The organism is Sandarakinorhabdus sp. (genome assembly GCF_987265915.1).
In genome coordinates this window covers 318589-334096 of record NZ_OZ503948.1, presented here as the reverse complement: position 1 = coordinate 334096, position 15508 = coordinate 318589, and the positions used below count along the sequence as shown (strand labels likewise).

Sequence of the window (15508 nt, the reverse complement as noted above, 5' to 3'; positions counted from 1 at the left end):
CCTTTGTGGTGAATGTGGCGGCAACGCCATACAGGCGGAGCCCGATTGCCGCAAATCGGGTGGCGAAATCCCATTGACTTCGCCACGCCGATTGCGCCACTTTGGTTAACAATCAGGCTCGCCGGTGGGATATGCGGCCTGTTGATACGGGGGATATCCGGATGCGCTTGGGAACCATGGCCGCTGCAGCGGTGCTGGCAGTGGCGGCAACGTCGGCGGCGGCAGTGCCCGTGCTCAGTACGACAATCGATATCGGCGTTACGCAAAACAGCGCGGATTCGACCATTTTCACTTCGACGACAGCCGGGCTGCAATCTTTTGCGGGATCAACTGGTGCCAGTAGCTATCTCGCCGTAGCGGGACCGGGCGTTTTGAAGGTGAAGGCGGCCACGACAGGTCCGGTGAACAACAATCTCAATTCCACCCAGATAATCAACGGTGTCGGCGTGACGGCCAGCTTCACCGATGTGATCACCATCGACGCACCGGGGCTGCAATCGGGCAGTTTCATGGCCACCATCCTGATCGATGGCGCGTTGTCCTCAGCGGCGGCCGGCGGCGGCGCCGTCGTCGCCTTCAGCAATTCGATAACTCGGGTGGAGGTTGCCGGCCTTGCTGATCCGGTGTTCGAATTCAGGGTCAACCAATCCAATTACAACGGGTATGTCGGCGGCACGGCCACACTGACGCGGGGCCGGTTCGGCCCGCCTTATGTCGGCCCGTTGACGGGCGCGTTTAGCTTTATCATTCCGTTTGCAGATCTGACTGGGCAGACCGTGACGATCACCCAGATTTGCGGGGCCAATGCTCGCACCTACAAGTTGGGTGACACCTCGAGTGCCGGCTGCGATTATTCGCACACCATCACCTGGGGCGGCATCAACCAGGTGCTCGATCAGAATGGCGCGCTGGTGAGCAATTTCACCGCGATGGGTAGCGGCGGCACCAATTATGCGCAGGCGATCAATGCCGTGCCCGAACCCGCCAGTTGGGCGATGCTGACCGCAGGCTTCGGCCTGGTCGGTGCGGCGGCGCGCCGTCAGACTCGCGCGCAGCGGGCCTGATCGTCAGCGCGCGTTTGCAGTGGACGGCGCGGGCGGCCCGCTCAGCCGGCAGCCGCGGGCTTTCATCATCCCCTTGATGTAACTGCGCCGCAGTTGGCCGGCCAGTCGGGCGGCGGCAACCTTGCGCGCCGCCTTGTTGGCGCCGGTGATCTCGCGGATGATGCCCTGGCCCGGCACCAGGCTGCCGGTGATGCCTTCGGCGCTGTCGAGCAGAAACTCCACCGGGTCGCGGTCCTTGCGGGCGTTCAGGCCGCGATCGTCAACGTCGGAGCCGACGAGCGCCGTCATGCGATTGACCTCGCCGTTCAGCCCGCGACATGTCTTCAGGCCGGAAACATCATAAGGTGCGGCCATGATGGCTTCCAGCTCGGCAGCCAGCTTGGGTTTCATGATGTTGAGATCACGCAGCGGGCGGCTGGCGGCGCGGCCCAGCTGGTCATCCTTGTCGCCCTTGTCGGGCGCGACCACGGCTTCGGCGCCGGTGCGCGTGTTGGACGGCGGATTGGGCGAGGTCTGAGCTGCGGCGGCACTGGCCACGGCGAGCAGCAAAAAGGCAAGGCTGTGATTCATGCCGGCAGGATGCGCCCGGGCCAGTATCAGGGCAAGCGGCGGAAACTACGCGCCGCCGCCTGCCGCTTCAGCCCTTGCCCATCAGGCGCAGCACTTCCGAACGGCTGCTGGCATCCTCGCGGAACACGCCCATCATGCGGCTGGTGGTCATCACCACGCCCGGAGTCATCACGCCGCGCGCCGACATGCAGGCGTGGGTCGCTTCGATCACCACGGCCACACCCATTGGATCGAGATGCTGCTGGATGCAATCGGCGACTTCGGCCGTCAGCCGCTCCTGCACCTGCAACCGCCTTGCATAGCCGTGCAGTACGCGCGCCAGCTTGGAAATGCCTACCACGCGGCTGCGCGGCAGATAGGCGATGTGCGCCTTGCCGATGATCGGCGCCATGTGATGTTCGCAATGCGACTGGAACGGAATGTCGCGCAGGATGACGATCTCGTCATAACCGCCAACTTCGGCAAAGGTGCGCGACAGGTGCACGCCGGGATCTTCGGCATAGCCCTTGGTATATTCGCGCCAGGCCCGCGTCACCCGTGCCGGCGTATCGAGCAGGCCTTCACGGTCGGGATCATCGCCGGTCCAGCGGATCAGCGTGCGGATGGCCGCTTCGGCCTCGGCCGCCGGGATGGTGACAAAGCTGGCTGGCGCCGGCGCATCGAGCGGGGCCTCGTCATCGTGGATGGAATCGGACACAAAAAAACTCCCGCTTGACGCGCCAGCCCTGCCCGCTGCGGCCTTCTTCTCAGTTCACCCACCGTTACCGGCAAGGGAAGCGCGGCCTAAAGCTGGCTGGCCGGCGCGGCAACCGCCCCATTGTCGCAGTGGCGGCGCCGGCCAGCCTCAGCCCGCCTGGCGGGCGCGGCTCGCACGCTTGCGTTCGTTGGGGTCGAGGTGGATCTTGCGCAGGCGGATGAAATTGGGCGTGACTTCGACCAGCTCGTCCTCGTCGATATAGGCGATGGCCTGTTCCAGCGTCAGCTTCTTGGGCGGGCTGAGCACGATGGCATCGTCCTTGCCGCTGGCGCGGAAGTTGGTCAGTGCCTTGGATTTCAGCGGGTTGACTTCCAGATCATCATCGCGGGCATTTTCTCCGATCACCATGCCCTGATAGACGGATTCGCCCGGCGCGATCATCAACGTGCCGCGCGGCTGCAGATAACCGAGCGCATAGGCGACGGCATCGCCGGATTCGGTGGAGATCAGCACGCCGTTGGCGCGGCCCGAAATGGGGCCCTTGTGCGGCCCATATTTTTCGAACAGCCGGTTCATGATGCCTGTGCCGCGCGTGTCGGACAGGAATTCGCCGTGATAGCCGATCAGGCCGCGCGACGGCGCCGAGAAGGTCAGGCGGGTCTTGCCGCCGCCCGATGGGCGCATGTCGGTCATCTCGGCCTTGCGGCCGGCCATCTTCTCGACGACCGTGCCCGAATATTGTTCGTCCACGTCGATGACCACGGTTTCATACGGCTCGGTGCGCTTGCCATTCTCATCGGTGCCGAAAATCACCCGTGGCCGCGCGATGGACAGTTCAAAGCCTTCGCGGCGCATGGTTTCGATCAGCACGCCCAGCTGCAATTCACCGCGCCCGGCGACTTCAAAGGCGTCCTTGGAGGCGCTTTCGGTGATCTTGATGGCGACATTGCCTTCGGCTTCGCGGTTCAACCGATCGGCGATCATGCGGCTGGTCACCTTGCTGCCATCGCGGCCGGCATAAGGCGAATCATTCACGCTGAACGTCATCGACAGGGTCGGCGGATCGATCGGCTGCGCGTGCAGCGGTTCCGACACGCTCACATCGGCGATGGTGTCGGCCACGGTGGCCTTGGTCAGGCCGGCCAGGGCGATGATGTCGCCAGCCTTGGCTTCTTCCACCGGCACGCGTTCCAGGCCCTGGAAGGCAAAGATCTTCGAGGCGCGGCCGGTTTCGGCAATGGTGCCATCCGGGTTGAGCGCATGGATCGCCGTGTTGACCTTCAACGTGCCGGAAATCACCCGGCCGGTGAGGATGCGGCCCACGAACGAGTCGCGATCGAGCAACGACACCAGCATCTTGAATTCGGCAACCGGATCGCCGGCCGGCGGCGGCACATGATCGACGATCGTCTGGAACAGCGGCTTCAGATCGCCGGACCGCACATTTTCATCCAGACCGGCATAGCCGTTCCGGCCCGAGGCATAAAGGGTCGGGAAATCCAGCTGCTCGTCATTGGCTTCCAGCGTGACGAACAAATCGAACACTTCGTTCAAGACTTCGTCGGCGCGCGCATCGGGGCGGTCGATCTTGTTGACCACCACGATCGGCTTCAGGCCCAGCGCCAGCGCCTTGCCGCAGACGAACTTGGTCTGCGGCATCGGCCCTTCGGCGGCATCGACCAGCAGGATGACGCCATCGACCATCGAAAGGATGCGCTCCACTTCGCCGCCGAAATCGGCGTGGCCGGGGGTGTCGACGATGTTGATGTGGAAATTCTCGCCGGACGGGCTGGCCCACTCGATGCTGGTGCATTTCGCCAGGATGGTGATCCCGCGTTCCTTTTCCAGATCATTCGAATCCATCGCGCGTTCGGCCACCCGCTGGTTGTCGCGGAAGGTTCCGGATTGGCGGAAAAGCTGATCGACCAATGTGGTCTTGCCATGATCGACGTGCGCGATGATCGCGATGTTGCGGATGGACATGCGGGGGTTCCGAAGGGCAAGGACAGGGAGGGACGGGCCGAAAACGCGCCGGCCAGACAGGCGCGCCATAGGCCAAGGGGGGCAATTCGGCAAGCCGGCAACGTACCACGCCGGTTGCGCCTTCTTGCTGCAATGCGGCGTCCATCGGTGATCGATGGTCACCGCGACGCCAGCAACGATTGACTCATCATGGTTTGCTGGGCCAAGTCGCGCGAACAAGCGGGAGGGTCGCCCGGATGTCGGACACGGATGGGACAAGCAACATGCCGGTAGACAGCGACGACCTGTCGGCAGCAGCGCTGCCGGATGCCGCCCCCTATTTTACCCCAGCCGCGCGGCTCAGCGTGGGCGCGCTGCTCGCGGAAACGCGCAGCGCCACCGGGCGCGAACTTGCCGAATTCAGCCGCGAAACCCGGGTGCCGCTGCGCCACCTGATGGCGATTGAAGCCGATGATCACCGCAGCTTGCCGGCGCTGCCCTATGCCTTGGGCTTCGTCAAAAGCTATGCGCGCAGCTTGGGGCTGAATCCCGAAGCCGTCGCCGCGCAGTTCCGCGCCGAAACCAGCATCATTCCGCATGTGCCGACACCGCTGACCCTGGAGCCGCTGGCCGAAGCCCGGCTGCCGTCGCGCGGGCTGGCCTGGGGCAGCGTCGTCGTGCTGGTGGTGCTGATCGGGGCGCTGGGGCTTTATGGTGCCGGCGTGTTCGATCCGGCGCCGGTTGAAACCGCTGCGCCGGAATCCGCTGTAACCGCCGAACCCACTGTGGCCGATATCGCCGCCGATCCGGTGCCCGCTGCGCCTGCGCCCCAGGCAGAGGCCGTGCCGGTTGATCCGGCCCTGACCGCGCCGCTGCCCGTCAACCCGCCGCCTGGCAACCTGCCCGTGCCGCCAGCCGCCGTTGCGGGTTCTCCCGCCATTCCGGTCAGCGGCCCGGTGGTGTTGGTGGCGCAGGAAGACGTCTGGGTGAAAATCTATGATCGCGCCACCGGGCGCCGCGCCTTCATGGGCGTGCTGGCCGCCGGGCAACGCTTTGCGGTGCCGGCTGATGGGCCGCCGCTCACCCTGCGCGCCGGTCGCGCCGGGGTGGTGCAGGTGCAAGTGGCCGGCGTGGCGCTGCCCGCGCTGGGCGGGCCGGTATCGACCATCGATGGCGTGGTGTTGACCGCGCCGGCGCTGGCCGCACGCTTTGCCCCCCCGCCTGTCATTGCACCGGTTGATCCTGTCGCGACGCGGCCGCCGACTGGTCTGGCCACGCGGCGGCCTGTTCAGCCGCCGGCAAGCCAGAGCGGCGCACAGCGCCAGCAATCGAGCAACATGAACGGAGATTGACGTGGTGCGCTTGGCGGATGTTGCCTTTGTCTGTGGCGTGCTTGCGGCGGTCATGGCCGTGCCAGTCGCGGCGCAGGCAGTGGATGTCGGCAAGCTCGATCGCCGGGTCGGCAAGCTCGAATCGGAAATGCGCGCCGTGCAGCGCAAGGTGTTTCCCGGCGGAGATGCGCGGTTTTTCGAACCTGAAATTCCGCCCCCTGCCGCCGCGCCGGAACCGGCCCCCACCGCGCCGCCAGCGACCACCCCGATTGCCGATCTGTCCGCGCGGGTCGATGCGCTGGAATCCAGCGTGCGGGGGCTGACCGGCCAGATCGAGGCGATCGAGTATAAATTGCGCCAGCTGGAAGATGGGCAGCGCCGGCTGAAGGGCGATGTCGAGTTCCGCTTGAACAAATTGGAGACACCAGCGGAAAGCCCCGGCGGCGCGGCGACGACGGATGCACCGACGATGCTGGTGGCTGCAGCCTCGCCGGCTTCTGTCGTGCCGCCCCCGGCCGCCAAGCCAGCGGCAGCCGCACCTGCCACGGCAGAGTCGGCGTGGGCGCTGGCCTATCCCAAGGTGACGGCCCGCGATTGGCCGGCGGTGGAAAGCCTGATGGGCAAATTCGTTGCGGATTGGCCGAAATCGACGCGGGTGGCGCAGGCCCGATACTGGATCGGCCGCAGCCATGCCGCCCGCAACCAACATGCGCAGGCGGCGCAGGCCTTCCTGGAAGTGTACCAGACAACCCCGCGCGCCACCGCCGCGCCCGATGCGCTGATTGGGCTGGCGGGATCATTGAATGCCATGGCCAAGCCGGACAAGGCCTGCGAGGTGCTCGGCGAATTGAACACCGCCTATGGCGCCAAGCTGACCGACACGCAGAAGGCCGATGCGGGCCGCCAACGCATTCGGGCCAAATGTGCGGCCTGATCCGCCGAACCTGCCGGAATTGCCCGAACTGATTTGCGCGGCCTTGGGGCGGCCGGTTGCGCCTGACGATCGCATCGCAGTGGCGGTATCGGGCGGGCCGGACAGTCTGGCCCTGCTGCACCTGGCCCACGCAGGCTTTGCCGGGCAGGTGACGGCGATCACCGTCGATCACGGTCTGCGCAGCGATTCGGCAGCCGAGGCGGCCGGGGTGGCGGCGCAATGCTTGGGTCGCGGCATCGCGCATGTGACGTTGCGGCGCGATGGCGCTGCCTTTGCCCGCAATGTCCAGGCGCAGGCGCGTGCCGCCCGCTATGCCTTGCTCGGCGATTGGTGTGCGACGCACGGCCATGGCCTGCTGCTGACGGCGCACCACGCCGATGATCAGGCCGAAACCCTGTTGATGCGGCTGAACCGGGCCAGTGGCAGCGACGGCCTGGCCGGCATCCGCGCCGCGCGGCACCTGGCGCCCGGCGTCTGGCTGGTCCGGCCGCTGCTTGGGCTGCGCAAGGCCGAGCTGGTTACCATTGCCGCCAGGGCCGGCTGGCAGGCGGTGGATGATCCCTCCAACCACGATCCGCGCCATGATCGCAGCCGGATGCGGGCGGCGCTAGTGGGCAGCGGCCTCGATGTGCCGGCGCTGGCGCAGGCAGCAGCGCATCTCGCCGACGAGGCGGCAGCGCTCGATTGGGCGGCCGATCTGGCCTGGCAAGGGCGGGTCAGCACGGATGGCGCGGCACGGCTGCTCGACATGCGCGGCCTGCCGGCGGCGCTGGTGCAGCGCGTGCTGGCGCGTGCTGTGGCCGAACTCGGCACCGGCCCCGCGCGCGGGCGTGATGTGGCGCGGCTGGCGGCGCGACTCAGCGGTGGCAAGGCCGGCACGCTCGCCGGCGTGGCGGCACGGCCTGGGCCGGTGTGGCGGTTGGAGCCCGCAAAGCGCCACAATCTCGTGCCAGGTGCCTGTGGCGCATGAAAAATGGTTACCAAAGTGGGTGATTCGGCCCAGGATAGAGGCAGAATGGCACAGGCTGATTGCAACCCCGGCAAACCGGCTTATCTTGTAGGGTGGAAGCCGTGCCTGCAATCAGGTGCGTGCGGTTGTGTGTGCAGGATGAAGCGTTGATGTCCGAAGGTCCCAACAAGCGCCCCCCCAGACCGTGGATGAAGAATCTGGGCCTGTGGGTCGTCATCCTGCTCGGCCTGGCCGTGGTGGTGAACCTGATGCAGGGGCCGAGCAGCTCCCGCAGCGGTGACGCGGTTGCCTATTCGGATTTCCTCGCTCGGGTCGATGATGGCGCGGTGAAATCGGTGGAAATCCGCGGCGATGAAATCATCGGCCGCACCAGCAACGACGAGGAATTCCGCACCTTCAATCCCGGCGACACCCAGCTGATCGAACGGCTGCGCACCAAAGGTGTGCGCTTTGATGCCCGCCCGGAAGAAAGCCGTTCGGTGTTGGTGCAGCTGTTCTTCAACATGCTGCCCTTCATCCTGATGATCGGCATCTGGATTTTCGTGATGCGCCAGATGCAGAACGGCGCTGGCCGCGGTGCCATGGGTTTTGGCAAAAGCCGCGCCAAGCTGTTGGTGCAAAAGGAAGGCCGCGTGACCTTTGACGATGTCGCCGGCATCGATGAAGCCCGCGAGGAATTGCAGGAGATCGTCGATTTCCTGAAAGACCCCAGCCGCTTCAGCCGCCTGGGCGGCAAGATCCCCAAGGGCGCGCTGCTGGTCGGCCCGCCCGGCACCGGCAAGACGTTGCTGGCCCGCGCCATCGCTGGCGAAGCCAATGTGCCGTTCTTCTCGATCTCCGGTTCCGATTTCGTCGAAATGTTCGTCGGTGTCGGTGCCAGCCGCGTGCGCGACATGTTCGAACAGGGCAAGAAATCGGCACCGTGCATCATCTTCATCGATGAAATCGACGCGGTTGGTCGCAGCCGTGGGGCTGGCCTGGGTGGCGGCAACGACGAACGCGAACAGACATTGAACCAGCTGCTGGTCGAAATGGACGGCTTCGATGCCAATGAAGGCATCATCATCATCGCCGCGACCAACCGCCCCGACGTGCTCGATCCCGCTCTGCTGCGTCCCGGCCGCTTTGATCGCCAGGTGGTGGTGGGCCGTCCCGATATCGACGGTCGCGAAAAGATTCTGGCCGTGCACATGAAGAAGGTGCCGCTGTCGCCGGATGTGAACGCCCGCACCATTGCGCGCGGCACGCCGGGCTTCGCCGGCGCCGATCTCGCCAACCTGGTCAACGAAGCGGCGTTGCTGGCGGCACGCCGCGGCAAGCGCCTGGTGTCCATGCGCGAATTCGAAGACGCCAAGGACAAGGTGTTGATGGGCGTTGAGCGCAAGACGCTGGCGATGACCGAAGACGAAAAGAAGATGACCGCCTATCACGAAGCCGGCCACGCGCTCGTTTCGCTGCACGAGGAAGCATCTGATCCGATCCACAAGGCGACGATCATCCCGCGCGGTCGCGCGCTGGGCATGGTGATGCGTCTGCCGGAACGCGACCAATACAGTTATCACCGTGACAAGATGTACGCCAATCTGGCGGTGTCGATGGGTGGTCGTGTCGCCGAGGAAGTCATCTTCGGTTACGACAAGGTCAGTTCGGGTGCATCATCCGACATCAGCTATGCCACCGATCTGGCGCGCTCGATGGCGACACAGTGGGGCATGTCCGACAGGCTGGGCCCGCTGAAATACACCGAGAATCAGGAAGAGGTCTTCCTGGGCCACAGCGTCAGCAAGACCCAGAATATCTCGGAACAGACCGCGCAGCTGATCGATGAGGAAGTGCGCTCCATCGTCACCAAGGGCTATGATCGCGCCAAGCAGTTGCTGACCGAACATATCGATCAGCTGCACGCCATTGCCGGCGCCCTGCTGGAATATGAAACCCTGACGGGCGACGAAATAAAGAAGGTGATGGACGGCGGCTCGATCGATCGCGGTTCCGCCACCACCACTCCGGTGGCACGTCCCGCTTCGGGCGCCTCCGCCATTCCCAAGGCCGGCCGCCGCGGCACCGGCCTGGGTGAAGCACCCGCCGGCGCGTGAACCGCTGGCTCTTGCTGGCCGGGGCGCTGATCGCAGCGTCCCCGGCCGCCACGCAGCCTCGTCCCGATGCATCGCCAACCGCCATCCGTCCGATGATCAGCTGGTTCGAAATCCCCGTCACCGATCTGGCCCGCGCCCGCCGATTTTACGAAGCGGTGTTCGGGATCACCATGACCGTCGAAACAGTGGACGGCTATGACATGGCAATCTTCGCCGACGACGATGGCCCAAGCGGTGCACTGGTGAAGGGCGATGTCTATGTGCCGGGCAAGGCCGGACCGATCCTCTATTTCCGTGTGCCCGATATCGATGCAGTGATTGCCCGCGCGCTGGCCGCCGGCGGCCGCAGCCTGTATGCAAAGAAGGATATCGGCGCGAACGGCTGGGTGGCCGAATTCGAAGACAGCGAAGGCAATCGCATCGCGCTCAGCCAGCCGCGTTGATCCGGCTTATTCTTCGCTATGATCGCTGGGCTCCCGGCCCAGCGCTGGCTGCGTGAAGGCATAGACCGCCAGGCCGACCAGCGCCGCCGCGCCCAGCCAGTAGGGGATGGTGTGGCCGAACTGATAAAGGCTGATGCCCACCGCCGGCGCCAAAATGAAGCAGCTGCCATTCACCGAGGTGACCGCGCCGGCCACCCCGCCCTGTTCGGCGCGGGACACGGCGATGCTGGCGCCTGCGGTGAAGCCGGGCCGCGCCAGGCCATAACCCATGCTCATCAAGGCAAAGGCCAGCACCAGTGCGTAAAGGCTGCTCGACAGCGCGATGCCAGCCGTGCCGACCGCCGCAATCACGGTGCCCCAGCGCATCAGCGCCGGCGGGGTGAGCCGCAATTGCGGGATCAGCGCCCATTGCGCCAGCAGGGTTGAAAAAGCCCCGGCCATGAAGATCAGCGCGATCGAATGCTGCGAAGCCAGGGCATCGCCGCCCAGCGTGTCGATCACCAGAAAGCCCAGGGCTTGGCCGGTGGCGGCCTGGATGGAACCCGAAACGAAACCGAAGACCATGAAGGGCAGAATGCGGCTGTCTTTCACGCTCAACCGCCGGGGCCGGCCGGCGGCGGCCGCGCGGACGCTGGCCCCGGTTATGGCCCCGGCCAGATTGGGCTCTGATGATGGTGCGCCGCTGCCCTTCTGCGCCTGGCCCGGCGCGTGGGTGGGATCATCATCGGGCAACACACGCGCCACGGCCACCATCACGATCAGGGCAATGAAGGCAAAGGCGAACATCGGCCCGGAAAGCCCGAGCGGTGCTAGGATGAAAAGCGGTGCCACGGCTGGCCCGATGATGGTGCCCAGGCCGAAGGCCGATGACAGACTGGACAGGGCTGCGGTGCGATCCTGTTCATCCGTACGGCCGGCGACATAGGCCTGCGCCGCCGGGTTGGCCGCCGAACCGAAAATGCCGAACAGGCTGCGCAATGTGGCAAACAGCGCAAAGGTGGCGATGGGCGCCAGCCAGCCGTTCAATCCGGCATAGATGGCGATGCCGCACCCGGCCATCGACACCATGAACCCCAGCGAGCCGACCAGCATCAGCCGGCGGCGGCCACGGATGTCGCTCTGCCGGGCCCAATAGGGGGCGCTGAACGTCCACAGCAGCGCCGAAAAGGAAAAGATCACCGCCACCAGCATGTCGGGCAAGTGGATGACGCGGGCGATGGCCGGCAGCACCGTCTGCAGTGCGGTGTTGCCGGCCGCCACGGTCAACAGCGCGGCAAACACCACCGCGAATTCGCGGCGCGGCAGCGAAGTGGCGCCAAGGCCGGCAAAGGGATTACGCGTCTGCACCGCCCGCTAATGGGCTGCCGGCGCGCCGCTGCCAACCCGTTACTTTTTGCCAATCAGCCCGGCCAACCGCCACACATCGGCAAGATACTCCGGTTCGGGCAGGCCGGCATGCTTCAGCCCGGTGGCGGCCGCCACCAGCATGCGGGCCAGGCCGGCTGCATCCGCCCGCCCGGCCGCGGCCAGCCGTTTGGCCAGCAACGCTTCGAATCGGGCGGCGCTGGCCTGGTGCAGATCGGCGGTCAGGCTGGCGGCGACGGCCAATATCTCATCGGCATGGTCGCTGGCATGGCACAGGCGGTGGATCGGCAGATCTTTCGCCACGATGGCGCCGAACAGGCCTTCCGCTGGATCCGCGTCTTCGGGCCATGCCTGTTCGGCGGCGATGGCGGCATCGGCCAGCAGCGCTTCGGCCACGGCACGGAACACCGCTTCCTTGCCGGGAAAGAGCAGATAGAGCGCCGGGCGCGACATGCCGGCGGCCGCCGCGATGTCGGCCATGGCGCATCGCCGGTAACCGTGGCGCGAAAAGGCGCCGATAGCCGCCGTCACCGCCCGGGCGCGGCGATCTTCAACGGGAGGGTTTGACAAAACAGACGACATTTGTCAGCTTGTATAACGATCAATCGGGAATCGACAAGCGGAGAGCGTGGCAATGTCACAGACGCAGGGCAAGGTGCTGGTCACCGGCGCATCGGGCTATATCGCCGGGTTCATCATCAAGGCGCTGGTGCGCGATGGTTGGCAGGTTCGCGGCACCATCCGCAATCTGGCCCGAGCCCCAGAGGTGCGCGCCACGCTCGGCCTGCCCGATCTGGAGCTGGTGGCCTGCGACCTGATGAGCGATGCCGGCTGGGCCGAAGCCATGGCCGGTTGTGACTATGTCCAGCATATTGCCTCCCCGATCCCGGCTGGCGAGCCGAAGGACCCGAATGATTTGATCGTGCCGGCGCGCGAAGGTGCACTGCGTGCGCTGCGCTTTGCCCATGCCGCCGGCGTGAAGCGGGTGGTGATGACCAGCAGCATGGCCGCCATCGCCTATGGTCACCCGCAAGACCGCGCGCCGTTCACCGAAGCTGATTGGTCCAACGTGAACAGCCTCGATGCCTATGCCTATATCAAATCCAAGACACTGGCCGAGCGCGCGGCGCGCGACTGGATGGCCGCCAATGGTGCGGGCATGGAATATGTCTCGATCAACCCCGCCGCCGTGCTCGGGCCGGTGCTGGGCGCGGATTTCTCCACCAGCCTGGAAGTGGTGAAGAAATTGCTGGATGGCGCGCTGCCCGGCCTGCCGCGGCTGGGCTTTGGCGTGGTCGATGTGCGCGATGTCGCCGATCTGCACGTCCGTGCCATGACCGAGCCGGGCCTCGATGGCGAACGCTTCATCGCGCAGGGGCGTTTCCTCTGGATGCGCGAAGTTGCCGAGGTATTGCAGGCCGGGCTCGGCAACCAAGCGCGCCGGGTGCCGAGCCGCGGTCTGCCCAATTGGCTACTGAAACTGCTCGCCAATTTCGATGCCACCGTGAAGATGGTGGTGCCCGAACTCGGCCGCCGCCGCGAAGCCAGCGCCGCCCATGCCCTGCAGCGGCTGGGCTGGAAAACCCGCGACGAAGCCACCACCATACTCGATTGCGCCAACAGCTTGATCGAAAAGGGGCTGGTGAAGGCTTAAGCCCACCCCCAACCCCTCCCGCTTGCGGGAGGGGTTGGGGGTGGGGTTTACAAGCCCCCGCCCGCGATCCAGCGATCGATCTTGGCCTCCAGCACCGCCAGCGGCAGGGCGCCGGTCATCAGCACCTGGGCGTGGAAGCCCTTGATGTTGAACTTCGGCCCCAGCGCTTTTTCGGCCTTGGCGCGCAGCCGGCTGATGGTGAGCTGGCCGATCTTGTAGGCCAGTGCCTGGCTGGGGATGGCGATGTAACGCTCCACTTCGGCGGTGGCGTCGGTGCGGCTCATGCTGCTGTTGGCCAGCATATATTCGATGGACTGGTCACGACCCCAGCCCTTGGCATGCAGGCCGGTGTCGACCACCAACCGCATGGCGCGCAGCATCTCGTCATTGTACCGGCCCATCAACTGGTAAGGATCGGTGAACATGCCGAGCTCCGGCCCGAGGCTTTCGGCATAGAGCGCCCAGCCTTCGACATAGGCGGTGTTGCCGCCAAAGCGCTGGAACGCCGGCAGTTTCTCATTCTCCTGCGCCAGGCTGATCTGGAAATGATGGCCCGGCACCGCTTCGTGCAGGAACAGCGTTTCCACACCCGTGGTGCTGCGCGACGGCAGATCATAGGCGTTGTAATAGAAGACGCCGGGCCGGCTGCCATCGGGGGTGCCACCCTGATAGCTGCCGGCGGCATCGGTCTTCTCGCGATGCGCTGGCACCGGGCGGATGTCCAGGCCGCCCTTGGGCAGGGTGGCGAACAAATTGCCCACTCGGCTGTCGATACGGGTGCCGGCGGTGCGGAAGGCATCGCCCATCGCCTGCGCCGAAGCGAACTTGAAGCGCGGATCGCTGCGCAGATAATCGAAGAACGCCTTGCGGTCGCCCTTGAAGCCAACCTTGGCCTGCACCTCGTCCATGCCCTTCAGGATGCGGGCCACTTCGCTCAGGCCGATGTTGTGGATCGCGTCCGGGGTCAGATCGGTGGTGGTCGTGCTGGCCACCAGATAGCGGTACAGCGCCGGTCCGCCCGGCATGTCGGCCAGGCCGACACTGTCGCGCGCCACCGGCAGATATTCATTGTTCAGGAAATCACGCAGCCGCAGCAGCGCCCGGTTTACCCGTTCACCGATCATCTTGGCATAGGCCGCCTTGAACCGGGCCTGATCGGCAGCGCTGATGCCTTCGGGGAATTTCTGCACCGGCTTCATCATGATCGAAGCCTCAAGGCCGCCGGCAGTGAGATTGTTCAGCTGATCGACGACATTGCGCACCACCAGCTTGGGCTGCACCACGCCGCTGACCATGCCCTGGCGGAAGCGCAGGATGGCCAGATCGATCAGCAACGCAAACTGGTCGCTGCGCTTCAACGCATCCTCATAATCCTTCACCGTCTTGAACGGCGCGACGCTTTCCCCCGATTGCAGTTCGGCCAGGAAATTGTGGAAGCCGAAAAAATGATCGATCGGGCGCGGCAGCGTGGCGGCCAGCAGCGGCGGGGCATAGCCGGCCAGATCGGTCTCGCGCTGCCACTTGAACGTGTCGTAACTCACCTGCTCGTCCGGCGTCAGCGCAGCGCGATCAATGCCGGCCAGCGCCTTCAGCTCGGCTTCGGCAGCGCGCTTCTCCGCCATCCAGGCGGCATCGGTGATCAGCTCGCCCAGTTGATCGGCACGCGACGTGTCCCCGCGAAACAGCGCGTTCAACGGATTGCGCTTCAGACTGTCGGTATCGCTTTGCGCGAACAGCGCGGCCAGCCGGGCTGAGGGCGTTTCGGCTGTAGCGGCAGCGGCTGGGGCAGCAGCAGGATTTTGGGCCAGTGCTGGCGTGATGACAAACAGGCTGGCCGCAATCAGCAGGGCGGAAACGCGCATGGGGTCACTCCACGAGGATTTGGGGGCGTGTTGTGCACATAAGACGCTGAGCGCCGCAGTCAATCTTGGTTTGAAGCCAGCAGACGAGCCTCCGGCGGGCAGGGTCGCAGACCCTGCACCCGATTCGTTTTCAGGCGGCCCTTGCGGTGTGGCTTTTCCTGACCGGAGAAACAGCAGATTGTCGCGTGGATGGCCCGTATGTGTGGCATCCCATGGCAATTTGTTCGGCAGCAGTTTTGTCGGTTTTGACGGATCGTGCAGGCTTCAGCCTTGTTTTTCCTCTGTTTTCAACAATTGATCATGGCAGTGGCGTTGGGCAACGGCAACGATCAGCAACAGGATGACAGGCTTTGCGCGCGTAGGACAGGGCCGCAATGCGGCCCGTACCTGTCGCTTGCCCTATACGGCTGGAGTTCAGGGACGGAGTGGCTTGCAGACTGGCGGCTTTTCCTTGGCGGTCACGGCAACGTGGCCCGCCGCAGATTGACGAGCGAATGGCTGGAACCGACCCAGAGACGGTCGTTCGTTACGGGGCGTGGGAACGTCTGCTTGTGTCAGAA

At 65.3% G+C, this 15508-nt stretch carries 13 protein-coding genes; 7 read left to right on the top strand and 6 right to left on the bottom strand.

All coding sequences use genetic code 11. The features are described 5' to 3' along the window. Nucleotides 1-176 precede the first annotated feature (176 nt). Entirely contained in the window at nucleotides 177-1064 is an 888-nt protein-coding gene (locus AC6UUM_RS01575) for a PEPxxWA-CTERM sorting domain-containing protein (RefSeq protein ID WP_500803600.1), read from the top strand. A 3-nt stretch (nucleotides 1065-1067) separates the two neighbouring features. On the opposite strand, the gene AC6UUM_RS01570 is transcribed toward AC6UUM_RS01575, so the two are convergent. The 3 genes from AC6UUM_RS01570 to typA form a co-directional block, all read right to left on the bottom strand. Next, nucleotides 1068-1634: a hypothetical protein gene (locus tag AC6UUM_RS01570; RefSeq protein ID WP_500803599.1), complete on the bottom strand. Its 567-nt coding sequence runs from the start codon at nucleotides 1632-1634 to the stop codon at nucleotides 1068-1070. Between the two features lie 67 nt (nucleotides 1635-1701). Further along, nucleotides 1702-2265: a GTP cyclohydrolase I FolE gene (gene folE / locus AC6UUM_RS01565; RefSeq protein WP_500804882.1), complete on the bottom strand. Its 564-nt coding sequence runs from the start codon at nucleotides 2263-2265 to the stop codon at nucleotides 1702-1704. Nucleotides 2266-2478: 213 nt separating this feature from the next. Continuing rightward, the gene (gene typA / locus AC6UUM_RS01560; RefSeq protein ID WP_500803598.1) at nucleotides 2479-4314 is read right to left on the bottom strand and encodes a translational GTPase TypA; all 1836 of its coding nucleotides are present in this window, start codon (nucleotides 4312-4314) and stop codon (nucleotides 2479-2481) included. A gap of 263 nt (nucleotides 4315-4577) precedes the next feature. On the opposite strand from typA, the gene AC6UUM_RS01555 reads away from it, so the two are divergent. The 5 genes from AC6UUM_RS01555 to AC6UUM_RS01535 all read left to right on the top strand — a co-directional run bounded on the left by AC6UUM_RS01555 (nucleotide 4578) and on the right by AC6UUM_RS01535 (nucleotide 10067). Beyond that, nucleotides 4578-5645, top strand: coding sequence for a helix-turn-helix domain-containing protein (locus AC6UUM_RS01555; RefSeq protein ID WP_500803597.1), 1068 nt, complete (start codon nucleotides 4578-4580; stop codon nucleotides 5643-5645). A 52-nt stretch (nucleotides 5646-5697) separates the two neighbouring features. Further along, nucleotides 5698-6558: a YbgF trimerization domain-containing protein gene (locus AC6UUM_RS01550; RefSeq protein ID WP_500803596.1), complete on the top strand. Its 861-nt coding sequence runs from the start codon at nucleotides 5698-5700 to the stop codon at nucleotides 6556-6558. Then, nucleotides 6518-7528 (top strand): tRNA lysidine(34) synthetase TilS, encoded by a 1011-nt coding sequence (tilS, locus tag AC6UUM_RS01545; RefSeq protein WP_500803595.1) that lies wholly within the window; start codon nucleotides 6518-6520, stop codon nucleotides 7526-7528. Before AC6UUM_RS01550 ends, tilS begins: the two co-directional genes overlap by 41 nt. 149 nt (nucleotides 7529-7677) lie before the next feature. After that, nucleotides 7678-9624: an ATP-dependent zinc metalloprotease FtsH gene (gene ftsH / locus AC6UUM_RS01540; RefSeq protein WP_500803594.1), complete on the top strand. Its 1947-nt coding sequence runs from the start codon at nucleotides 7678-7680 to the stop codon at nucleotides 9622-9624. Continuing rightward, nucleotides 9621-10067 (top strand): VOC family protein, encoded by a 447-nt coding sequence (locus AC6UUM_RS01535; RefSeq protein ID WP_500803593.1) that lies wholly within the window; start codon nucleotides 9621-9623, stop codon nucleotides 10065-10067. The genes ftsH and AC6UUM_RS01535 overlap by 4 nt, the downstream gene beginning before the upstream one ends. A 6-nt stretch (nucleotides 10068-10073) precedes the next feature. On the opposite strand, the gene AC6UUM_RS01530 is transcribed toward AC6UUM_RS01535, so the two are convergent. Both AC6UUM_RS01530 and AC6UUM_RS01525 read right to left on the bottom strand, forming a co-directional pair. Then, nucleotides 10074-11414: an MFS transporter gene (locus AC6UUM_RS01530; RefSeq protein ID WP_500803592.1), complete on the bottom strand. Its 1341-nt coding sequence runs from the start codon at nucleotides 11412-11414 to the stop codon at nucleotides 10074-10076. Between the two features lie 39 nt (nucleotides 11415-11453). Next, a complete protein-coding gene (locus tag AC6UUM_RS01525) occupies nucleotides 11454-12014 on the bottom strand; it encodes a TetR family transcriptional regulator (protein ID WP_500803591.1) in 561 nt (186 codons plus the stop codon). Between the two features lie 52 nt (nucleotides 12015-12066). On the opposite strand from AC6UUM_RS01525, the gene AC6UUM_RS01520 reads away from it, so the two are divergent. Beyond that, nucleotides 12067-13086, top strand: coding sequence for an SDR family oxidoreductase (locus AC6UUM_RS01520; protein WP_500803590.1), 1020 nt, complete (start codon nucleotides 12067-12069; stop codon nucleotides 13084-13086). Between the two features lie 47 nt (nucleotides 13087-13133). Here the strand turns inward: AC6UUM_RS01520 and AC6UUM_RS01515 are convergent, their stop codons facing one another. Continuing rightward, entirely contained in the window at nucleotides 13134-14948 is a 1815-nt protein-coding gene (locus AC6UUM_RS01515) for a DUF885 domain-containing protein (protein WP_500803589.1), read from the bottom strand. Nucleotides 14949-15508: the final 560 nt, after the last annotated feature.